This is a genomic window from Micromonospora sp. CA-111912 (assembly GCF_050948415.1).
Lineage (GTDB): Bacteria > Actinomycetota > Actinomycetes > Mycobacteriales > Micromonosporaceae > Micromonospora.
Map to the genome: position 1 here is coordinate 6,608,639 of NZ_CP192007.1, position 20,529 is coordinate 6,629,167.

The window sequence follows — 20,529 nt, forward strand, 5'->3', positions numbered from 1 at the left end:
AGGTACCGATGAACGAACAGCGCAAGGACATCCTCGACATGCTGGCCGAGGGCAAGATCACCGCAGAGGAGGCGGAGCAGCTCATCGCCGCGCTCGAACGAGACCAGCCGCCAGCGGCGTCGAGCCTCGATGCCCGGCCGAAGGGCAGGGCGAAGTACCTGCGGGTGGTAGTCGACACCCTTGAGAACGGCGAGCCGGGACGGGTCAACGTGCGGGTGCCGCTGCAACTGCTGCGGGCCGGGGTACGGCTGGCGGCCCTGATCCCGCCGCAGGCACTGGGCCAGGCCAACGCCGAACTGAAAAAGTCGGGCGTGCCGTTCGACCTGACGCAGCTCAAGCCCGAACAGCTTGAGGCGCTCGTGGAGCACCTCGACGAGATGACCGTGGAGGTGGACCAGCCCGATGCCAAAGTGCGGGTCTTCTGCGAGTAGGCGCCGTCGGAGTCGGACGGACCCCCGAGAGGGTGCTGGAACACCCTCCCGAGGCCGCGCCCGCCACAGCAGCGCACGGTTGAACTGCCAACCTGAAGCCTAGCCGCGCAACCGGCCGGGTCGACATCAACATCGGGAGCGGCAAGGTCCGCGCGAGGCCGGACCCCGGCGAGGTGGGCGCACGTCCTGGCCGGGTACCCGGAAAGGCGGGCGGGTGCCGCAACGGCCACGGCTCGGGCCGGTCACTCTGAGGACGACCGGCCCGAGCCGATGCGCAACGGTTGGCGGCAGCGATGCGGCGTCGAGCGGAGCGGCCCATCCGCTTCTGCCGACGAGCGCGAAACTGTGGGAGCCGTCGGCCGGCAAATGATCAGTACGTGCAGTGCGATGTCTGTTCGAGGAGGTGCCGTGGTCAACTGTGTGACTGCTGACCGGCTGACGCTCGTCAACGTGGTGGATCACTGGTTCTACCTGCAAGAGCCGACCTTCATCGCCGCCGGGCAGGCCTATCGCCGTCGTGCAGTCGTCCCACCCGTGTGCCATCCAATCCGCCGGATCACCGAGGGACCACCAGGTGGCGAGGTTGCCGAGGACGTCCTCCCGGTACGTCCGCCGGCGGGTCTGGCACCGGCGGTGCAGGGCGTCGACGACGTCGACCAGCGGCATGCCCTCGCCGGCGAGCCGGAGCGCGAGGGCGGTCAGCTCGGCGGCGGCCAGGGCGGTCGGGTGGGGGATCGCCGGGCTGTGGTCCGGGGCGGGCAGGTGCGACGGCGGTACCCGCGTGTAGAGCGCCGGGCTCTGGGCGAACTCGTGACGCCGGCGCGCGTCCAGGCGCACCAGGTGGACACCGACCGGGGCGGGCCTCCACCGGGGCGCGCCCCACTGCAACCAGAGTCCGACCGGGCCGCCAACTCCACGCGGGAGGGTGCTTCCCGGCGTACCTGCCACCGTTGCCCGCGCGCCCACCGGCTCACCTGCTCGGTCAGCAGCTCGGTCACCTGGACCGCCCGTAGGTCGGTGAACGCGACCGGCTCCAACCAGGCGGCCAGGGACAGCGACAGGGACCGGCCATCATCCGCGAGCACCCGTCGACGGTAGACGCGACCGCCCACCGACAGGGGGCCGCGTGGTCTTTCGGCAACTCGCGCTCGCGCTGTCTTGTGAACCTTTCCCGGAGATTTGTGGACCCCTCCCCGCAGCTCGTCGACGGCGGCCGGCACCGCCTGGTGCTCGTCGACGAGCGTTCGGCAACTCGCGGCGGGCAGCTCGTCGACGTCGGGCCCACCCTTGGGGTGGTCGGCACTCATGGGCTCCCCCGATCCGTTCGGCAACCGCCGGCGCGGTGTCCGGCCCGCCGGGCGGCTGACCGCCCCGGCTGGCCGCCAGGCCGGGCCGGGCGGCGTGCCGCCGGGCCGGCTTGCCGCGCCCCTTGATCCCGTAGAGGCCAATTCGGCAATTAGTTCCGGCTGCTTGTCGGCGTGCAACCGTTGCCGCTCGGCAACGTCGTCGTCCTGGTGCTCGTCGACGTCGTGCCCGTCGACGGGGCCCGTGGGCGCGGCCGGTGTGCAGCGGCAGCGAAGCGACCGGACGCGCGTCCCCTGTCGACCGGCACGAGCGGCCCCGGCCGGGGCCGCCTTGAAGACGTACAGAAACTTTGAACCGCTCTGCTCGGCAACCCCTCATGGGCGCCCAAGGTTGGCACGTCTTATGGGTTGGCTGATTTCGGCAGGTTGAACTGGCACCACCCGGGCAGGTTCTTCGGGCACCACCTGCCGTCGTGGTCAATCGCCTGCCGTTGATGGTTAGCTGCTTTGGGTACCAGAAAGTTGCCCTTCATGATCGGCGTCTTGTTTCGGCGCCAGGTCCGTCCGACCGGTAGGGCTGCGTGAGGGGTGGTGGCTCCGGATGCACGCGCAGTTCGCCGCTCGCGCGCGCCGTTTGCGCCGTCGCTGCCGCCGCCGACTCGGGTGCGGTCAGCTTCGCAGGTAGGTCAGGACGGCGAGTACCCGGCGGTGGCCATCGGCCTCGGGGAGGTCGAGTTTGGTAAAGATGTTGCCGATGTGTTTGGCCACCGCGGCGTCGCTGATTCCGAGCGTTCGGGCGATGGACGGGTTGTTGTGTCCTTCGGCCATCTGCCCGAGCACCTCCCGTTCCCGTGTGGTCAACCGGTCGAGTGGGTTGGTCGTGCGTCGGCGGTTCAGCAACTGCCGTACCACGTCGGGGTCGATGACGGTTTCGCCGGCCGCGACCCGCGACACCGCGTCGGAGAAGTCGGCGACCTCGCCGATGCGGTCCTTGAGGAGGTAGCCAACTCCGGCCCGTCCGAACGGGCCGAGCAGTTCAGCGGCGTACGCGGTGGCCGCGTACTGCGACAGCACGAGTACCGCCGCGCTCGGGTCGCTGGCGCGTAGTGTCACCGCAGCGCGCAGCCCTTCGTCGGTGAAACTGGGCGGCATGCGGACATCGGTGATGACCAGGTCGGGTCGGTGCTCTCGGGCGGCCGCCACCATCGAGTCGCCGTCGCCGACCGCCGCGACCACGGTGTGGCCCAGTCCTTCGAGCAGGCTGACGAGGCCGGCCCGCATGAGCGTGGCGTCTTCGGCAAGCACTATTCGTAGCGACACGGCAGGTCGATCCGCAGTGTGGTGGGTCCTCCTTGGGGGCTGCTGATCTCCAGGGTGCCAGCCACGACGGCCACTCGGTCGGCCAGCCCCCGCATGCCCGTGCCCAGTGACGGTTCAGCGCCGCCCCGACCGTCATCGACGATTGTCAGCGCCAGCCGTTGCCCAGCGAGTCCGCCACCGATCTGGATGCGAGTGGCTGCGGCGTGTCGTATCGCGTTGGTCAGGGCCTCCGAGACCACGAAGTAGGCGGTGGACTCGATCTCGGGCGGCAGCCGGCCGGGCAGGTCGAGGTCGACCTCGACCGGAATCGGACACCGTTCGGCGAGTTCGCGGATCGCCTCGGTCAGCCCGAGATCGGTGAGGATCTGGGGGTGGATGCCGTGGATCTGGTCCCGGAGGGTTGTGAGTGCCAGCCGGGCCTGTTCGTGGGCCTCGCCGACGAGTTCGCCGGCGCGTCCGCCCGCGTCGGCCATATGCCGCTCGGCCAGGCCCAGCTTCATCGTCAGGAGTACCAGGTGTTGCTGCGCGCCGTCGTGCAGGTCTCGCTCGATCCGACGGCGTTCGGCCTCGAACGAGTTGACCAACCGACTGCGCGACTGGGCCAGTTCCTCGACCTGACGGTTTGCCTCGGTGCCGGTGGGTGCGAGCAGCCACGTGGCGAAGGCGGCCTGGGCGCCGCCGAGCACGCTGATTCCGTACAGGGTGACGACCGTCGCGGGCACCCCGACCAGACCGGCGACGGCGCACGCCTGCCCGACGGTCTCGACCGTCCAGGTGCCCACCGCCATGTGGGCGTCCGCGCCCACCCCGACCAACAGCGGCAGCGCCAGCAGGAGGAGGCAGATGAACAGGACGAACACCGCGGCGAGGTCGAGGAGCGCAAGCACCGACAGCAGGCATGCGCAATAGCCGAGTTCGCGCCAGGTGGCAGCCTCGGTCACCCGCCGCCGCACCCACGCCCAGCCGCCCGGGGGTGGGGGTGCGTGCGGGTCGCGGACCGCCAGCGGCTCCATGAGGCCGAGCCGGTGGCGCTCCAGCGCCCCGATCGGTATGCCGACGAGCACCAGCAGCGGCGGAAACAGCAGCAGCGGCAGAACGGCGAGCCAGACGATCGAGATGACCGCCACGCTACTGACCACATAGGCCAGGCTGCGCCATGGCCATGGCGATAGGACGAATCGGACGGGGTTGCTCGCCATCGCCCGCCACACGCTCGTCGCCACGGTCACGACTTTACGACGCAGCAGTGGTGGAGGAGCGGTGTCAGCCCGCACCGACGACGCCGAGCAGCCAGGTGGCGGGTTCCAGCGCCGAGAATGCATAGGCCGCTGTCACAAGTAGCAGCAGACATGCGGTCAGGGCCGTGATGACACCGAGTGTGCTGTGCATGAATCTGACGCGTGTGGCGCTCGGGTCGGCGGCGATACGCCGCTTCCAGAAAAGGACGCTCGCCAGGACGGTTGCCATCATCAGCGTGGCGGAAATCGCCACCATGACCCAGAAGTATCGCTCGACCTCGCCGAGCAGTACCGTCAGCGCAGGGGAACCGGCGTGCGGGCTGGCCGATTTCGTCAGCCCTTCGCGCATCTGACTTAAAACCTGTGCGAGTTTTCCGTCGGCGGTTCTACCGGGTAGCAGCCCAAGCAACGCGACCAGCGGTACGGCCGTCGCCTGAATGTTCAGCACCAGCACTCCCGTGGCGGCAACCGTCGACACCGTTGCGGCTGTGGCAACCGCCGCGTACCAGGCCTGGTTACGCAGGTATCTCTGCCACAGCGCGGTGGCGAGCAGGGCGAAGACAATGACCGACAACGAGCTGATTGCCACCTTGATCGCATGCCATTGGAACCAGTAGTCGACCAACGTCGTCAGACTGGCGGGGAACGCCGGAGTTCCGCTTCGCCAATACTCGACGAGAGCACGCCCGAAGGCGTCGTGCAGTTTCGCGTCACTGTAAGCCCCGAAGTTTCGCTTCAGGAGGGCCCTGGGGGCGAACTCGAATGCTGCCACCAAAGCTGCGCCGGCCGCCAGCAGCAAGCCGATCGTAGACCTCGAATGCAGTCGAACATTTTTGCGGTCGGAACCTCGTGTTGGTTCGGCGGCACCAGTTGTCGTGATCGGTCGAAATCGCATGGGACGACGGTAGAGAAGGGCCGCTCGGAGCGCGATGGCGCCTGAGCTAGCACAACCGGGTGAGGCTGCGCTACCCGTGCGGTATAGCTGGCTCTACCTCAGGTCGAGTAGCCGGGAGGAGTCTCACCTCCCGGCTACCCCAGATTTGGGCGCAACAGTATCCCGTTGCCCAACTCCTATCTGCCGGGCGAAGCGGACCCACGCCAGTGGTGGTCAGCAAGCTGAGAAAGCATCTTGTCGTGCCGCGATCCGCGCGTGGGCTGTCCGCTGCGGTCAGGCGTTGGCACTCGGTGGCGGGCGTCAGCGGGGCGCGGTGTCAAGGGCGCGGCTGAGTGTCCAGCGGGAGACGCGGAGCTTGGCGGCGACGGCGGTTCGGGTTTGCCCGGCGCTGAGCAGGATGCGGGCGTCGGCGATCTGTTCGGAGGTCAGCGCGCCAAGGCGGCCACCGACGCTCGTCGTTCTTGACCACAACGGCGCAGTTCAGTTGGCGCAGCAGTTGGGATCGGCTCGGCGGCAGCGCCGGCGCCGACTTCGACCTGGACAGCGACCACATCCTCTGGGTCCGCCTGGCCGGCACCAAGGAACTTGTCGCCATCCACGCCACGACCGGCAAGGAGATCCATCGCACGCCGCTGCCAGGCCCCGAGGCTGCCTGTTTCGTGTACCGACCCGTGGACACCTGGACCCTCTGAACCGTACCCGGCGCGTCTTCGGCGTCGGCCAGAGGAAGCGGGGTTAAGGCTTCCGCATCCAGGTGTCGGGGTCGGTGACGAACACTCCCTTGCCCTGGTGACGGTGGACCACTTCCAGGGCCTCAAGCCGGATGTAGACCTGGCGAATGGTTGACGCGCCAACCTCGTGCTGCTTGCACAGCTCGGCGATCGACGGCAACTTGTCGCCCGGCTTGAGCCTTCCGCTCCTCACGTCGGACATTATCGCGTTCGAAATTCGGAAGTAATCGGGTATAGCAGGCATGGCGCTCCTCGCGTGGCACCTCCGATTTGATCACGCAACCCGCCCCCTCGACAAGCAAAGTTCACGCGAAAACGCCGGGCGCACGGATTGACTCACGCGCCATCCGCGCATAAGTTGGCTCCCGAGCCTCCTCGCGTGGCAACGGGCAGCGCTCACTCCCCCGCCGGGGCGGGCCGTCGCAGGAATAACGGCCCGCCCCGGCCCCCACACCGCCCCGGCAGGGCACCTCGGGAAGGTGGACCGACCGTGCGCAATCCGTTCCGACGTCTCCGCCGCGACACCCGTCCAACAGGCACGGCCGCCCGGCACCGACAACCCGAACAGGTAGTGCCGGTCGGCGCGAGCAACACCGGCCGGCACTACCTCTCGGCGGCGTACCGTCCGCTCTGCGCCGGGCGGGTCCGGGAGCGGCAGTTCACGCTGGTCCGACGGGGCCTGGACCCCGGCGAGGTGAGCACCTTCCTGCACCGGGTCGCCAACGACCTCGCCGCCCTGCACGCCGAACTGGACCGCACCCGGGACGAGAACGCCCACATCAAGCAGACGTTGCGGGACTGGCAGTCCCGGTTCGCCCTACGGGCGTACCGGTGAGCGAAGCCGAGCGGTTCGTCGTACACCTGACGGTGCTGGCGGCCGACCTGGCCGCCGCGCACGTCCTGGCCCGCGCGCTGACCCGCTCGTTGGGGTTCCTGCCGCAGGTGCAGGTCGGCGAGACCACCCTCTCCGCCGAGGGCGACCTCAGCGGGCAGCATCAGGTGTTCTGCGATCGGCGGCTGCCACACCGACGGCGCTGCCTGCTGCGTCCTGGCCACCCGGACGGCTGCACCCACAACCTGAGATGTCGATAAGGCCCCCTGCCATGCACGAAGCGACAGCAGGGGGCCTTACACACACTCAGGCGACCGTGACGGCGACCTCGTTGATCCCGCGCGTGGCGGTGACGGCGGCGTCGCCGTTGCCGTGCCGGGACAGGGCGCGCAGCGTCCAGCTCCCCGGCGCGGCGAAGAAGCGGAACTGGCCGGCCGGGGAGGTGACCACCTCGGCGGTGAACTCACCGGTCGAGTCGAGCAGCCGGACGTACGCGCCCGCGACGACCTCGCCGGCCTCGGACCGGACGGCGCCGGTGATGACGGTTTCCTTCTCCAGGTCCAGGCTGGCCGGCAGCGGGGCAGCCTGGTCGGGCGCGGCGCACCCGGCAGCGGTGGGAGCGGTCATGGCTCAGGCCTCCCCGGGCTCGTCGCCGAGCGCGACCGGCACGCCGACCAGCGAGCCGTACTCGGTCCAGGAACCGTCGTAGTTCTTCACGTTGGGGTGGCCGAGCAGCTCCTGGAGCACGAACCAGCTGTGCGAGGAGCGCTCGCCGATCCGGCAGTAGGCGATGGTCTCCTTGCCGTCGTCCAGCCCGGCGGCAGCGTAGATCTTGCGCAGCTCGTCGTCGGACTTGAAGGTGCCGTCCTCGTTGGCCGCCTTCGACCACGGCACGCTGATCGCGGTGGGGATGTGCCCGGCGCGCTGGGCCTGCTCCTGCGGCAGGTGGGCGGGGGCGAGCAGCCGGCCGGCGAACTCGTCGGGGCTGCGCACGTCGACCAGGTTCTTGGTGCCGATCGCGTCGACGACCTCGTCGCGGAAGGCGCGGATCGTGGTGTCCGGCTCCTGCGCGACGTACTCGGTCCTCGGCCGGGTCACCGCGTCGGTGACCAGCGGTCGGGCGTCCAGCTCCCACTTCTTGCGACCGCCGTCGAGCAGCTTGACGTCGCGGTGGCCGTAGAGCTTGAAGTACCAGTACGCGTACGCGGCGAACCAGTTGTTGTTGCCGCCGTACAGCACGACGACGTCGTCGTTGCCGACGCCGCGCTCGGAGAGCAGCGCCTCGAACTGGCTCTTGTTGACGAAGTCCCGGCGGACCTGATCCTGGAGGTCGGTTCGCCAGTCCAGCTTGATCGCGCCGGCGATGTGGCCGGTGTCGTAGGCCGAGGTGTCTTCGTCGACCTCGACGAAGACGACGCCCGGGGCGTCGATGTTCTTCTCGGCCCATTCGGCCGAGACGAGTGCGGTGTCGCGACTCATCAGATCACTCCCTGGTGAGGATGGATGGTGAGCCTGCGCGGGATCGAATAGGTGACTGTCGCACCACGCGCGGGACCCAGTGGGAAGGACGGGATCACGGGTTCGTGCGACGGCGCCGCTGCCGGGCGAAGAGGGGGAGAACCGGAGGGTACGCAGACCCTGTGGCCGGTGGCCGCCGTCAGGCGGCCGAGGACAGCCCCGCCGTCAGATGACGGGGCGACACAGGCAGGTGGCCACGCGACACAGGTCGATCGCGCGCCGTTTGGTGAGGTGCATCCCCATGAACAGGGAGGCTACCAGCCGTCCTGCGGAGTGCCACCGGCTCGACCAGCATCCGGGACGGCCGTCCCGGCCGGGCGACACCGCCCCGGCCGGGACTCGGGCGGTTCAGCCGGCCGAGCTGATCGGGACGTCCTTCGCGGCGGCGGTCACCGCGAGCCCTCCGGGCAGCGGCCTGACCTCGCGTACGACGAGCTGGAACGGCAGCTCGGGCAGGGGCACGTCGATCGAGATGCCCTTGGCGTAGTTGTTGAGCAGGGTGCGGGCCAGCGGGATGTTCGGCAGCCCCTCGGCGTCGAGGTCGGCGAAGCTCAGCGACACCTGCCCCTCCTTGCCGACGGTCACCTTGGCGGTGCCGGTGACGGTCAGCTTCTGCCCGAGGATGTCGACCGGGGCGGTGACGGCGAGCTGGCCGTCCCGCTCGCCGAGGGTCAGGCCGGGCCGGTCGAGGAGCTTGGCCAGGCTGTCATACGTGATGGTGCCGGTGCCGTCGACGGTCTCGGCGACCACGTCGCCCTGCTGGGTGCGCAGGGTGTCCAGGGAAGCCCGCACGTTGCGGGCGTCGACGTCCAGCGTCGGCAGGCTGACCGCATCACCCCGCACCGCGCCCTGCACGTCGCGCAGCTTGATGGTGATCCGCTCGTACCTGCCGTCGAGCACCTGGGTGAGGAAGGGGAAGCCGCCAACCTCGACCTCGGGCGCCGAGGACTGCGCGTCCTGCTTGGCGATCTCCTTGGTGACCTGGTCGGCGATGGCCCGCTCGGCGACCCCGACGGCGATCCGGTCGGCGGCCACCAGCAGCCCGGCCAGGATCACCAGCAGGACCAGGAGCGTGATGAGCACCTTGCGCCCACGTCGCCGGGGGCGCTCCTCGTACGCCGGGTAGGCCTCCGCCACGCCCGCCTCCTTCTGTCCTGGCCGGCGCCCAGGGGACGTCGACGGTCCGGTTCTGCCGCCCTACGGCTACTTGCCGCCCTACGGCGCACCGGACAGTACCCGGGAGGGGAAACCCTCAACCGCCGGCCGAGCCCGGCCTGCGGGCGGGCGCCGCCGGCCGGTCGCTCACAGGAACAACACGCACATCGCGTACGCCGCCGGGGCGGACAGGGCGAAGCCGCCGAGCGGGCCCTGCATGTGCCGGGCGGCCCACATCGTCGGCGGCTCGCCGGCCATCAGCCGGCCCGCCTCGGCGTACCCGACGGCGAGGTCGGCCAGCACGGCGGTGGCGGCGGCGACCAGCCCGATCACCGCACCGCTGGTCGGGGTGAAGCTGACCAGGTAGCTGCCCAGCACGGCGCTGGCCAGGGTGCCGGCCATCGCGCCGGCCACCACGCCCGCCGCGCCCCGGGGCACCTGCGGCGCGAGCCGGGGCCAGGGCAGCACCGCGTCGGTGAGCCGGGCGACGGTCAGCGCGACACCGGTGGCGGTGAGGCAGACGGTGATCGCCTGGGTGCCGGCCGGGATCCGGCTGAGCACGATGAGGGTGGCGAAGGCGACCACGCCGACCACGATCAGCAGGGTGGTGCCGAGCGAGTCGGTGACCCGGACCCGGTCGACCCGGCGGACGAGCTGCCCGAGCACGCCGAGCAGGAAACCGCCGGCGGCCAGGTACCCGAGCGGGGCGAGGCCGGCGATGTCGGACTGCACGGCGGCGGTGTCGGCGGCGGCGGCCACCACCGCGCTGACCAGGGCGACCAGCAGCAGCGCGGGCGGGCGCATGGCCATCGTCCAGGCCAGGACGAAGATCAACTGCACGCCGAAGATGATGAACGCGAACGGCAACCGGTGCCCGGGCCCGGCGGTCTGCGCGCCGAGCACCAGGCCGACGCCGAGCAGCGCGGCGAACCCGGCGACGGTGAGCGAGAGCGGCCGGCGCACCTCGACCGGCTCGAACTCCTCCTCGTCGACGTCGTCGTCGGCCTCGTCGTCGGGCCGCCAGCCCGGGTCGCCGCCGCGACGCAGCCGGCGGGGGCGACCCCGCCGGGCCGGGGGACCGTCGGCGTCGACGTCCGGGCCGGTGCGCGGGACCGGTGGGTGCGCACGACCGGCCGGCCCTGGTGGGACGTCGTCGTCGACCCACGGGTCCCGGCCGGCCTCGGAGGAGGTCGGGGGATACACGTCCCGATCGTGCCAGACCCGGGTGCCACCGTGGTGACCACCGTTTCGGCAACGTTAAAACCTGCGGCGTGATCGCGGGCAAGGCGGACAAAGGGGAAGCAGCGCAGAAGCGCAGGCCAGGCGATCAGTTACGCTCAAGCCGATACCCGCCCGTCAGCGACGCCGGGACCCACGCAAGTTCTCAGCGCCACCCCCACCAGGGAGTGTCGCTGGTCGCGCGCGGCCGCAGGGCCGCCGGGACGGAGGTGATCGTGTGGAGATCCTGCTGCTGGTGACCGCACGCGCAGGCGAGCCGTCGATGGTGCTGCCGGCGCTCGACCTGCTGCCACACTCGGTGCGCACCGCGCCGCGCGACGTCCGCACCCTGGTCGCCGGGCCCAGCCCGGACGCCGTGCTGGTGGACGCCCGGTCGGAGCTGAGCGAGGCCCGGGCCACCTGTCGGATGCTGCACGCCACAGGGCTCGGCGTGCCGCTGGTCGCGGTGGTCACCGAGGCCGGGCTGATCGCGCTGAACGCCGACTGGGGCGTCGACGACGTCATCCTGGCCGGCGCCGGGCCGGCCGAGGTCGAGGCCCGGCTGCGACTGGCGGTCGGTCGACTGAGCAACGCCACCGCCGGGGCCGGCGGCTCGATCCGGGCGGGCGAGCTGACCATCGACCCGGACACCTACGCCGCGAAGCTCAAGGGCCGGCCGCTCGACCTGACGTACAAGGAGTTCGAGCTGCTGAAGTTCCTGGCCCAGCACCCGGGCCGGGTGTTCACCCGGGACCAGCTCCTGCGCGAGGTCTGGGGCTACGACTACTTCGGCGGCACCCGGACGGTGGACGTGCACGTGCGGCGGCTGCGGGCCAAGCTCGGCTCGGAGTACGAGTCGATGATCGGCACGGTCCGCCAGGTCGGTTACAAGTTCGTCGTGCCGCCGTCGCGGTCGCTGCCGGAGCCCGAGCACGCCCCGATCCCGGTCTGAGTCACGATCCCGACCTGGGGCCCCGTACCGCCTGGGGGTAAGTCCGATAGCTGCGGGCTTGATCGATGGATCGTGGCGAAAACCCTGACCATTTTATAGACCCCCACCGATACGGGTGGGCGGGTGAGGTGGGACAGCGGGCCCGCCGTCCAACCGGCTCGGGTGCCGGTCGGGTAATGCCACCTCGTTCCCTTTGCTCTGCTGCCGCCACCGCAACACCAGCACCTGCCGTGCCACACCAGCACCAACGTCGCGCAATCGCTTCGCGTCGGGTGCTGGCACGAGAGGTCGGCAGAACCGTCACGCTCCGCGAGCGTTGCGCCGGGGACAGCAGAGCAAAGGGGGCGCTGCGGGTTGCCCGCCGCTCAGCGACGACAACAGCGTCGACGTTCCCGCCCCGCACCTGGAGCGGGGCCGGACTTCACGCTCGTCTGCTGATTTCGGAGAACCCGCCCGGCGCGTGGGCTCACAAATCAGCAGACGATCACGCCAGGCCCGGCCAGGACTGTCCCGTCAGACACCCTGTTCCCGATTTGCCCTTTTTGCACGACTCGTCGGTCTTATTCTGACTGTCGGGTTGGCGGCGGAAGGGGCGACGGTGCGTGCGATGACCACGGGGGCGAACAGGGGCCGGTCCCGGTGCCCGAGTGGCGGTGTCGGCTGATGGCCCCCACAGCGGGCGGGCGCTTCGTCGGGCTCGCCGCGGTCGTGGTGGCCGCGCTGCTCGGCTCCGCGTACGCGCTCGGGCAGAGCATGGCCCCCGAGCCGAGGCCACAACCCACGGGAGTCTCGGCGCACGCGGACGACCCACCGCACGCCGACCAGCCGCCGGGGGACCGCCCCCGGCCACCGGCCCCGACCTCCGGTCCTGCCGGGCCCACTGCCAGTCCCACCGTGGGCGGCCAGAACGGCGCCACCGGACAACCGCCGGAGACGGCGGGCGACGGCCTGTTCGGCGCCCGGGTCGGCACGGGCTCGGCGGTGGTGGCGCTCACCTTCGACGACGGGCCCGACCCGCGGTACACCCCGCAGGTCCTGGCCCTGTTGCGGGATTACGACGTCAAGGCCACCTTCTGCGTGGTCGGCGAGAACGCCCGGAACCATCCCGACCTGATCCAGGCGATCGTGGCCGACGGGCACACCCTCTGCAACCACTCCTGGCAGCATGACGTGCTGCTCGGCAAGCGGTCACCGGACGTGATCCGCGCCGACCTGCTGCGCACCAACGCGGCGATCCGGGACGCCGTGCCCGGCGCCCCGATCGGCTACTTCCGTCAGCCCGGCGGCGCGTGGACCTACCCGGTGGTGTCGGTGGCCGAGGAGATCGGCATGATCCCGCTGCACTGGACCGTCGACCCGTCGGACTGGAGGGCGCCGGGGGCCGCGAAGGTCGCCGCCGTGGTCTCGGCCGAGGTGCGGCCGGGCGCGGTCGTACTGCTGCACGACGCGGGCGGCGACCGGCAGGGCACCGTGGACTCGCTGCACGAACTCCTGCCGGACCTGACCGGCCGGTTCCGGCTGGAGGCCCTGCCCATCCCCACCGGCGCCACCTGAGCGACCACCCCGCCGGCAGGGAACAGGCGGAGGCGGGGTACCGCCATCGGCACGGCCACGGCCCGGGCCGCACCCGTTACGGTTACGGAATGAGCAGCGCCGAGTTGACGACCGACCGGGTGACCCACAGCGCGGCGCTGACGGCGGCCGAGGCGGCCGACGTGTTGGCCCTGGCCCGGGCGGCCGGGGACGCCGACGGGGCCGACCCGTTCGACGAGCACACGCTGCTGCGGTTGCGTGACCCGCGGGCCCCGGCCGTCCACTTCGCCGCCCGCGCGCCGGACGGGACGCTGACCGGCTACGCCCACCTGGACACCACCGACCCGGCGGCCGGCGTCGGCGTGGAGGTGGCCGTCCACCCCACCCGTCGGCGGCGGGGCACCGGCCGGGTGCTGGCCCGGGCAGCGCTCGACGCGGCCACCGGGCCGGTACGGGCCTGGGCGCACGGCGACCACCCGTCCGCCGCCGCGCTGGCCGTCGACCTCGGCCTCACCCGGGCCCGGGTGCTCTGGCAGCTACGTCGCCCGCTGGCCGACCCGCCGGCCGCGCCGCCCCTGCCCGACGGGGTGGTCCTGCGCGCGTTCGTCCCCGGGGCGGACGACGATGCCTGGCTCGCGCTCAACGCCCGGGCCTTCGCCAGCCACCCCGAGCAGGGCCGGTGGACGGCAGCCGACCTGCGGTTACGCCTCACCGAGCCGTGGTTCGACCCGGCCGGCTTCCTGCTCGCCGTCGAGTCCGCCACGGGGCGGCTGCTCGGCTTCCACTGGACCAAGGTGCACGAGCGGCCCGGGTCGGCCCGGATCGGCGAGGTCTACGTGCTCGGGGTCGACCCGGCGGCGCACGGCGGCGGCCTGGGCCGGGCGCTGACCGCGGCGGGACTGGCGTACCTGCGGGACCAGCGAGGGCTGGACCGGGTGATGCTCTTCGTCGACGAGTCGAACACCGCGGCGGTCGCGCTGTACGAGCGGACCGGCTTCGCCCGCTGGTGCGCCCACGTCAACTACCACCTCGGCTGAGGCCACCAACTTCACTAATTGGACAACCCGTCCTCAGCCGATGGCCACCTGTCCGGCCGCACCTGTTCACCCCTCGTTCACTTCTGACCGGCGATCCGGCTACCTGGCGCTCCTAGCTTTCAGGTCAGCCGGTCACGCCGGCCTCCCCGGGCCCCCATCCGGAGCGGCCCGTCCAGATGTGAAGGGAAACCCCTCAGGTGAAGCTCCAGCGGCACGGCACTATCGCCTGCCTCGCTCTTACTGCGGTGCTCGGTCTCAGTGCATGCGGCTCGGACAACAACGAGCCCGCCGGCGGTGCCTCCGCCTCCGGGTCGGCCGCCGCGGCCGACTGCGCCACCGGCACCCTGAACGCGCAGGGCTCCTCGGCCCAGAAGAACGCCATGGCCGAGTGGATCAAGGCTTACCAGCAGAAGTGCGCCGGCAGCACGATCAACTACGAGCCGTCCGGCTCGGGCGCCGGCATCCAGGCGCTGATCGCCGGCACCGCCGACTTCGCCGGCTCCGACTCGGCCCTCAAGCCGGAGGAGCAGCCGCAGGCCGACGCCAAGTGCTCCGGCGGCAAGGCCGTCCACCTGCCGATGGTGATCGGCCCGGTGGCCGTCGCCCACAACGTCAACGGCGTGGACGACCTCCAGCTCAAGCCGGCCACCCTGGCGAAGATCTTCGCCGGCGAGGTGACCAGGTGGGACGACCCGGCCATCAAGGCCGACAACCCGGACGCCAAGCTGCCGTCGACCACCATCCAGACGGTGCACCGCTCGGACGAGTCCGGCACCACCGACAACTTCACCAAGTTCCTGGCCAAGACCGCTGGTGCGGACTGGACCTTCGAGAACGCCAAGGCGTGGAAGGCACCGGGCGGCACCGGCGCCAAGGGCTCGGACGGCGTGGCCAGCTCGGTCAAGGGCGCCGACGGCTCGATCGGCTACATGGAGTGGTCCTTCGCCGAGAACGCCGGTCTGAAGATGGCGAAGATCGGCAACGGCGCGGGCGAGTTCGCCGAGCTGACCGCCGAGAACGCGGGCAAGACCATCGCAGGGGCCAAGGTCGAGGGCCAGGGCGACGACCTCAAGATGTCGGTCGACTACAACACCAAGGAGGCCGGGGCGTACCCGATCGTCCTGGTGACGTACGAGATCGTCTGCGGCAAGGGCCTCGCGGCCGACAAGCTGCCGCTGGTCAAGGGCCTGCTGGGCCACGCGGCCAGCGCCGAGGGCCAGGCCGAGCTGACCGACCTGGGCTACGCCCCGCTGCCGGACTCGGTCCGGACCAAGGTCGAGGCCGCGGTCAAGAACCTCTCCTGACCCCACGCCACGACACCACTCCCTCAACTCGAAGCGAGCGAGCAGATGGGTGAAACCCCTTCCCGCTCGGCCGACGCCGGCACCGGCGGGACCCGCGTGGCCTCAGGCCAGGAGCGGCCCGCCGGCTCGGCGCGGGTGGCCGAGTCACCAGTCAGCACCCGTACTCCCGCCGGGGGCGGCCTCGGCGGCGGCGGTGGCCTGCCCCGGGCGCGGGCCTTCGGCGCGGAGCGCGCGTTCCGCGGCCTGACCCTGGCCGCCGGCACCGCCGTCCTGGTGATCATCGCCGCCATCGCGGTCTTCCTGATCGCCAAGGCGGTGCCGGCCCTGCGCGCCAACACCGCGAACTTCTGGACGTACGAGGGCTGGTCGCCGAACGACACCGCCCCGAAGTTCGGCATCGGCGCGCTCGCCTTCGGCACGGTGCTCAGCTCCGCGCTGGCCCTGCTCATCGCGGTGCCGGTGGCGCTGGGCATCGCGCTCTTCCTCTCCCACTACGCCCCGCGCCGGCTCGGCACCGCCCTCGGCTTCCTGATCGACCTGCTGGCCGCCGTGCCGAGCGTGGTCTTCGGGCTCTGGGGACGAGACGTCTTCGTCACCCCGGTCCGGGACTTCTCCGCCTGGCTGAACCAGTACTTCGGCTGGATCCCGATCTTCGGGGGCGACGGCCCGTTCGGTAAGTCGATCATGCTCGGCTCGCTGGTCCTGGCGATCATGGTGTTGCCGATCATCACCTCGCTCTCCCGCGAGGTCTTCCTCCAGACCCCGACCGCGAACGAGGAGGCGGCGCTCGCGCTCGGGGCGACCCGCTGGGAGATGATCCGCACCGCCGTTCTGCCGTACGGCCGCCCCGGCATCATCGCCGCGGTGATGCTCGGCCTGGGCCGGGCGCTCGGCGAGACCATCGCATTGGCGATGACCCTCGGCATCACCTTCGGCATCTCGTTCAACCTCATCGAGAACGGCGGCAACACCATCGCCGCCAACATCGCCAACGCGTTCGGCGAGGCGAACGACACCGGGCGGGGCGCGCTGATCGCCTCCGGCCTGGTGCTGTTCACCATCACGCTGATCGTCAACATCACCGCCCGGGCGATCGTCCACCGTCGCCGGGAGTTCACGGAGTCGGCCGCATGACCACCACCGTCGCCAACCACCACACCCAGCCGCCCGACCTCCGGGCCAAGCGCCTGCCCCGGTACGCCGCCCCCGTGATCGCCCTGGCGGCCCTCGTGGTCGCCACCGCGATCGTGTACGGCGCCGGCATCGGCGGCCCGGTCCTCGTCGTGGTCCTCGCCGCGCTGCTCCACCTGGCCGGCCTCTTCGCGGCCAGCAACGCCGTCGAGGGGCGGCGGTCGGCCCGCAACCGCACCTGGAGCGCGCTGATCCACTCCGCGTTCGTGCTGGCCGTCCTGCCGCTGGCCTCGGTGGTCTGGACGCTGGTCAGCAAGGGCGTCGAGCGTCTCGACGGCGACTTCTTCAACACCTCGATGAACAACATCGGGGCCCGGGACCCGAACGGCGGCGCGTACCACGCGATCGTCGGGACGCTGGAGCAGGTCGGCATCGCCGCGCTGATCACCGTCCCGCTCGGCATCCTCTGCGCCATCTACGTGGTCGAGTACGGCCGGGGCCGGTTCGCCTTCGCGATCCGGTTCTTCGTCGACGTGATGACCGGCATCCCGTCGATCGTCTCCGGCCTGTTCGTGCTGGCGTTCTGGGTGCTGGTCGTCTCGCCGGTGTTCAACGACGGCCGGCCCAGCTTCTCCGGCTTCGCCGCCGCGCTCGCGCTGAGCGTCCTGATGCTGCCCACCGTGGTCCGCTCCACCGAGGAGATGCTCCGGCTCGTCCCCGCGCCGCTGCGCGAGGGGGCGTACGCCCTCGGCGTGCCGAAGTGGAAGACCATCCTGCGGGTCGTGCTGCCGACCGCGCTGCCCGGCATCGTCACCGGCGTCATGCTCGCCGTCGCGCGGGCGGCCGGCGAGACCGCGCCGGTGCTGCTCGTCGCCGGCGGCGGCGCGGCGATCAACTTCAACCCGTTCGAGAACAACCAGTCGTCGCTGGCCCTCTTCGTCTACCAGCAGGCCGGTGACGCGTCCCGGTACGCCCCGGCACGGGCCTGGACCGCGGCGCTGACCCTGGTCGCCCTCGTGCTGATCCTGACGGTCGCGGCGAAGCTGCTGGCCCGCCGGAACCGGCTCGGCCGATGAACCCCGGAGGTACCACCACCATGGCCAAGCGCATCGACGCCTCGAACGTCACCGCCTACTACGGCGCCTTCAAGGCGATCGAGAACATCAACCTGACCGTCGAGCCGAAGACGGTGACCGCCCTGATCGGGCCGTCCGGCTGCGGCAAGTCGACGTTCCTGCGGTCGATCAACCGGATGCACGAGGTGCTGCCGGGGGCCCGGGTCGAGGGCGACCTCACCATCGACGGGCAGAACATCTACGACCGCGACGTGGACGTCACCGCCGTGCGCCGGACGATCGGCATGGTCTTCCAGCGGCCGAACCCGTTCCCCACCATGAGCATCCACGAGAACGTGGTGGCCGGGCTGCGGCTCAACGGCGTGCGGAAGAAGTCGATCCTGGACGAGGCCGCCGAGCGGGCGCTGCGCTCGGCGAACCTGTGGGACGAGGTGAAGGACCGCCTCGGCAAGCCGGGCGCGGGCCTGTCCGGCGGTCAGCAGCAACGGCTCTGCATCGCCCGGACGATCGCGGTCGAGCCGCAGGTGGTGCTGATGGACGAGCCCTGCTCGGCGCTGGACCCGATCTCCACGCTGGCCATCGAGGACCTGATGTTCCAGCTCAAGGACAAGTTCACCATCATCATCGTCACGCACAACATGCAGCAGGCCGCCCGCGTCTCCGACCGCACCGCGTTCTTCTCGATCGAGAAGACCGGCGACCCGGGCCGCCTCATCGAGTACGACAACACCCAGAAGATCTTCAGCAACCCGACCCAAAAAAAGACCGAGGACTACATCACCGGCCGCTTCGGCTAACAACCCGCCCCGCCCCGCCCCGCCCCGCCCCGTCGATCTTGCAGTTGCGGCCCCCGTTTTAAGCGGTGTGCCGGATTTGACCGGGCCGAAAGTGCAAGATCGGCGAGGAGGGGGTGGGGTGGGGTGGGCGTTTAGCCGAGCACGAAGCGGGGTTCGCCGGTCTCCGGGAGGTCCAGGCGGGGGGTGATGGGGGTGGCGGCGTCGCGGGTGGCGGACGCGCGGGCCACCCCGGCCAGGTCACCGGCGGCAGCCACCTGGGCCAGGGTGACCAGGGTCGGCGGCAGCATGGTCAGCTCGCCGGCCTCCGCCCGGGCCAGGGCGTCCGCCGGGCGGACCCACATCGTGTGGTCGGCCTCCCCGGAGACGTCCCGGGTCCGTTGCCCCTGCGGTAGCAGAGCCACGAAGAAGTACGTGTCGAAGCGGCGCGGCTCGAACTCCGGGGTGATCCACCGGCTCCACGGCAGCAGCAGGTCCGACCGGAGGGTGAGCCCCCGGCCGGCCAGCAGGTCGGCGAAGCCCCGGCGGCGGGCCTCCAGGTCCTGCCGCGCGGCCTCCCAGTCGTCGCCGCTGACGTCGCCCACCACGGTCGCCGCGTCCGGGCCGGCCAGCAGCACCCCGGACTCCTCGAAGACCTCCCGGGCGGCGGCGCACACCACGGCCTGTGCGGCGTCCGGCGCGACGCCCAGCCGCCCGGCCCACGCCGCCGGCTCGGGGCCGGCCCAGTCGAGATGGGCCTGGGAGTCCGACGGGTCCACCCCGCCGCCGGGGAAGGCGTACACGCCGCCGAAGACCATCGCGGCGACGCGGCGGATGACGTACACCTCGAAGTCGACGCCCGCCGGGCGGAGCAGCAGCACGGTGGCCGAGACCCGGGGCCGCGCCGGCGGGTTGCCCTCGGCGCGGAACCGGCGGGCGTGCTCGACCAGGGCCGGCGGGGCGGCGAAGCCGTCGCTGTCGATCGTCATGCGTCGAGCCTAGTCCCGCAGGGTGGGCCGCCCGATTCGGCGGACGTCGGGGCCCGGACCGGCCCCGACTAGCGTGGACGCATGACACGTTGGGGGATTCTGGCCACCGGCCACATCGCCGGCCGCTTCGCCGAGGACCTCCGGCTGGTGCCGGGAGCCGAGCTGGTGGCGGTCGGCTCGCGGACGCCGGAGGGCGCGCGGCGGTTCGCCGACAAGCACGGCGCGGAGCGGGCGTACGGCTCCTGGGCGGAACTGGCCGCCGACGACGAGGTGGACGCGATCTACGTGGCCACGCCGCACGTCGCGCACCACGAGGCGACCATGACCTGCCTGGCCGCCGGCCGGGCGGTGCTGGTGGAGAAGCCGTTCACCCTCGACCTGGCGGACAGCACCGAACTGGTCGAGGCGGCCCGCACCCGGGGGGTCTTCCTCATGGAGGCCATGTGGATGCGGACGAACCCGCTGATCCTGCGGGTGGTCGAGCTGATCGCCGACGGGGCGATCGGGCGGGTCACCGGCGTGCAGGCGGACTTCGGGGCGGCCGGGCCGTTCGCGCCGGAGAGCCGGATGCGGGCCCGCGCGCTCGGCGGCGGGGCCCTGCTCGACCTGGGCGTCTACCCGGTCAGCCTGGCCCACCTGCTGCTCGGCGTCCCGCAGCACGTCCGGGCCTGGGCGAAGCTCGGCCCGGAGGGGGTCGACGAGAACACCGGCATGGTGTTCGGGTACGACTCGGGGGCGGTGGCGACGCTGAGCTGCGGCATGATCGGGGCCACCCCGATGGTCGCCTCGATCACCGGCACCGCCGGCCGGATCGACCTGCCCGCGCCGTTCTTCCGGCCGCCGTCGGCGACCCTGCACCGGGCCGGGGCCGACCCGGAGACGATCCCCGCCGACCTGACCGGCGGCGGCTACCAGTACGAGGCCGCCGAGGTGCAGCGCTGTCTCGCTGCGGGGCTGACCGAGAGCCCGCTGGTCCCGCACTCGACCACCCTTGAGGTGATGGCCCTGCTGGACGCCGTCCGCGAGCAGATCGGCGTGCGCTACAAGTGAGTCGGAGGGGCTCCCCGTCGACGCGGGGAGCCCCTCCGAACC

The 20,529-nt window shown here is 71.4% G+C and carries 24 protein-coding genes; 12 read left to right on the forward strand and 12 right to left on the reverse strand.

Annotation, left to right across the window (positions count from 1 at the left end; genetic code table 11):
- The first annotated feature begins 8 nt into the window (after positions 1–8).
- Positions 9–431, forward strand: a complete 423-nt coding sequence (locus tag ACQPZO_RS28085; protein ID WP_433344903.1) for an SHOCT-like domain-containing protein — start codon at positions 9–11, stop codon at positions 429–431.
- Between the two features lie 126 nt (positions 432–557).
- Here ACQPZO_RS28085 and ACQPZO_RS28090 read toward each other — a convergent pair whose 3' ends face one another.
- From ACQPZO_RS28090 to ACQPZO_RS28110, 5 genes are all read right to left on the reverse strand, one after another.
- On the reverse strand, positions 558–1,268 hold the full coding sequence (locus tag ACQPZO_RS28090; protein WP_433344904.1) for a hypothetical protein: 711 nt from the start codon (positions 1,266–1,268) through the stop codon (positions 558–560).
- 1,136 nt (positions 1,269–2,404) lie between these two features.
- Positions 2,405–3,016 (reverse strand): LuxR C-terminal-related transcriptional regulator, encoded by a 612-nt coding sequence (locus ACQPZO_RS28095; RefSeq protein WP_433351309.1) that lies wholly within the window; start codon positions 3,014–3,016, stop codon positions 2,405–2,407.
- Between the two features lie 23 nt (positions 3,017–3,039).
- On the reverse strand, positions 3,040–4,278 hold the full coding sequence (locus tag ACQPZO_RS28100) for a sensor domain-containing protein (RefSeq protein WP_433344905.1): 1,239 nt from the start codon (positions 4,276–4,278) through the stop codon (positions 3,040–3,042).
- 40 nt (positions 4,279–4,318) lie between these two features.
- Positions 4,319–5,188 carry a hypothetical protein gene (locus ACQPZO_RS28105; RefSeq protein ID WP_433344906.1) on the reverse strand — a complete coding sequence of 290 codons (870 nt, stop codon included), beginning with the start codon at positions 5,186–5,188 and terminating at the stop codon, positions 4,319–4,321.
- 300 nt (positions 5,189–5,488) lie between these two features.
- Positions 5,489–5,659 carry a helix-turn-helix domain-containing protein gene (locus tag ACQPZO_RS28110; RefSeq protein WP_433344907.1) on the reverse strand — a complete coding sequence of 57 codons (171 nt, stop codon included), beginning with the start codon at positions 5,657–5,659 and terminating at the stop codon, positions 5,489–5,491.
- Here ACQPZO_RS28110 and ACQPZO_RS28115 point away from each other — a divergent pair.
- The gene (locus ACQPZO_RS28115; protein WP_433344909.1) at positions 5,650–5,880 is read left to right on the forward strand and encodes a hypothetical protein; all 231 of its coding nucleotides are present in this window, start codon (positions 5,650–5,652) and stop codon (positions 5,878–5,880) included. The two genes, ACQPZO_RS28110 and ACQPZO_RS28115, sit on opposite strands and share 10 nt — an antisense overlap.
- Positions 5,881–5,923: 43 nt before the next feature.
- Here ACQPZO_RS28115 and ACQPZO_RS28120 read toward each other — a convergent pair whose 3' ends face one another.
- Complete coding sequence (locus tag ACQPZO_RS28120) at positions 5,924–6,163, reverse strand: winged helix-turn-helix domain-containing protein (protein ID WP_433344910.1); 240 nt, start codon at positions 6,161–6,163, stop codon at positions 5,924–5,926.
- 327 nt (positions 6,164–6,490) lie between these two features.
- On the opposite strand from ACQPZO_RS28120, the gene ACQPZO_RS28125 reads away from it, so the two are divergent.
- Both ACQPZO_RS28125 and ACQPZO_RS28130 read left to right on the forward strand, forming a co-directional pair.
- On the forward strand, positions 6,491–6,754 hold the full coding sequence (locus ACQPZO_RS28125) for a DivIVA domain-containing protein (RefSeq protein ID WP_433344911.1): 264 nt from the start codon (positions 6,491–6,493) through the stop codon (positions 6,752–6,754).
- Positions 6,751–7,011, forward strand: coding sequence for a hypothetical protein (locus ACQPZO_RS28130; protein ID WP_433344913.1), 261 nt, complete (start codon positions 6,751–6,753; stop codon positions 7,009–7,011). Before ACQPZO_RS28125 ends, ACQPZO_RS28130 begins: the two co-directional genes overlap by 4 nt.
- A 46-nt stretch (positions 7,012–7,057) precedes the next feature.
- Here the strand turns inward: ACQPZO_RS28130 and ACQPZO_RS28135 are convergent, their stop codons facing one another.
- The 5 genes from ACQPZO_RS28135 to ACQPZO_RS28155 form a co-directional block, all read right to left on the reverse strand.
- Positions 7,058–7,378: a DUF1416 domain-containing protein gene (locus tag ACQPZO_RS28135; protein WP_433344914.1), complete on the reverse strand. Its 321-nt coding sequence runs from the start codon at positions 7,376–7,378 to the stop codon at positions 7,058–7,060.
- A gap of 3 nt (positions 7,379–7,381) precedes the next feature.
- The gene (locus ACQPZO_RS28140; RefSeq protein ID WP_405115975.1) at positions 7,382–8,230 is read right to left on the reverse strand and encodes a sulfurtransferase; all 849 of its coding nucleotides are present in this window, start codon (positions 8,228–8,230) and stop codon (positions 7,382–7,384) included.
- A gap of 204 nt (positions 8,231–8,434) precedes the next feature.
- Positions 8,435–8,512, reverse strand: a complete 78-nt coding sequence (locus ACQPZO_RS28145) for an Ms5788A family Cys-rich leader peptide (protein WP_350888370.1) — start codon at positions 8,510–8,512, stop codon at positions 8,435–8,437.
- Between the two features lie 105 nt (positions 8,513–8,617).
- A complete protein-coding gene (locus tag ACQPZO_RS28150; RefSeq protein ID WP_433344916.1) occupies positions 8,618–9,406 on the reverse strand; it encodes an LmeA family phospholipid-binding protein in 789 nt (262 codons plus the stop codon).
- Between the two features lie 165 nt (positions 9,407–9,571).
- Complete coding sequence (locus ACQPZO_RS28155) at positions 9,572–10,627, reverse strand: hypothetical protein (RefSeq protein WP_433344917.1); 1,056 nt, start codon at positions 10,625–10,627, stop codon at positions 9,572–9,574.
- Between the two features lie 298 nt (positions 10,628–10,925).
- Between ACQPZO_RS28155 and ACQPZO_RS28160 the strand changes: the two genes are divergently transcribed.
- From ACQPZO_RS28160 to pstB, 7 genes are all read left to right on the forward strand, one after another.
- A complete protein-coding gene (locus ACQPZO_RS28160; RefSeq protein WP_405116659.1) occupies positions 10,926–11,594 on the forward strand; it encodes a winged helix-turn-helix transcriptional regulator in 669 nt (222 codons plus the stop codon).
- A gap of 663 nt (positions 11,595–12,257) precedes the next feature.
- Positions 12,258–13,148, forward strand: coding sequence for a polysaccharide deacetylase family protein (locus ACQPZO_RS28165; protein WP_433344918.1), 891 nt, complete (start codon positions 12,258–12,260; stop codon positions 13,146–13,148).
- An 89-nt stretch (positions 13,149–13,237) separates the two neighbouring features.
- Positions 13,238–14,164 carry a mycothiol synthase gene (mshD, locus tag ACQPZO_RS28170; protein WP_433344919.1) on the forward strand — a complete coding sequence of 309 codons (927 nt, stop codon included), beginning with the start codon at positions 13,238–13,240 and terminating at the stop codon, positions 14,162–14,164.
- A gap of 197 nt (positions 14,165–14,361) precedes the next feature.
- Positions 14,362–15,468 carry a phosphate ABC transporter substrate-binding protein PstS gene (pstS, locus tag ACQPZO_RS28175; RefSeq protein WP_433344920.1) on the forward strand — a complete coding sequence of 369 codons (1,107 nt, stop codon included), beginning with the start codon at positions 14,362–14,364 and terminating at the stop codon, positions 15,466–15,468.
- A gap of 45 nt (positions 15,469–15,513) precedes the next feature.
- Entirely contained in the window at positions 15,514–16,602 is a 1,089-nt protein-coding gene (gene pstC, locus ACQPZO_RS28180) for a phosphate ABC transporter permease subunit PstC (RefSeq protein ID WP_433344921.1), read from the forward strand.
- Positions 16,599–17,675 (forward strand): phosphate ABC transporter permease PstA, encoded by a 1,077-nt coding sequence (pstA, locus tag ACQPZO_RS28185; protein ID WP_433344923.1) that lies wholly within the window; start codon positions 16,599–16,601, stop codon positions 17,673–17,675. The genes pstC and pstA overlap by 4 nt, the downstream gene beginning before the upstream one ends.
- Before the next feature lie 20 nt (positions 17,676–17,695).
- Positions 17,696–18,472 carry a phosphate ABC transporter ATP-binding protein PstB gene (gene pstB / locus ACQPZO_RS28190; protein WP_433344924.1) on the forward strand — a complete coding sequence of 259 codons (777 nt, stop codon included), beginning with the start codon at positions 17,696–17,698 and terminating at the stop codon, positions 18,470–18,472.
- Between the two features lie 131 nt (positions 18,473–18,603).
- Here pstB and ACQPZO_RS28195 read toward each other — a convergent pair whose 3' ends face one another.
- Positions 18,604–19,437 (reverse strand): NUDIX hydrolase, encoded by an 834-nt coding sequence (locus ACQPZO_RS28195; protein WP_433344926.1) that lies wholly within the window; start codon positions 19,435–19,437, stop codon positions 18,604–18,606.
- Positions 19,438–19,518: 81 nt separating this feature from the next.
- Between ACQPZO_RS28195 and ACQPZO_RS28200 the strand changes: the two genes are divergently transcribed.
- Positions 19,519–20,487 carry a Gfo/Idh/MocA family protein gene (locus tag ACQPZO_RS28200; RefSeq protein WP_433344928.1) on the forward strand — a complete coding sequence of 323 codons (969 nt, stop codon included), beginning with the start codon at positions 19,519–19,521 and terminating at the stop codon, positions 20,485–20,487.
- Positions 20,488–20,529: the final 42 nt, after the last annotated feature.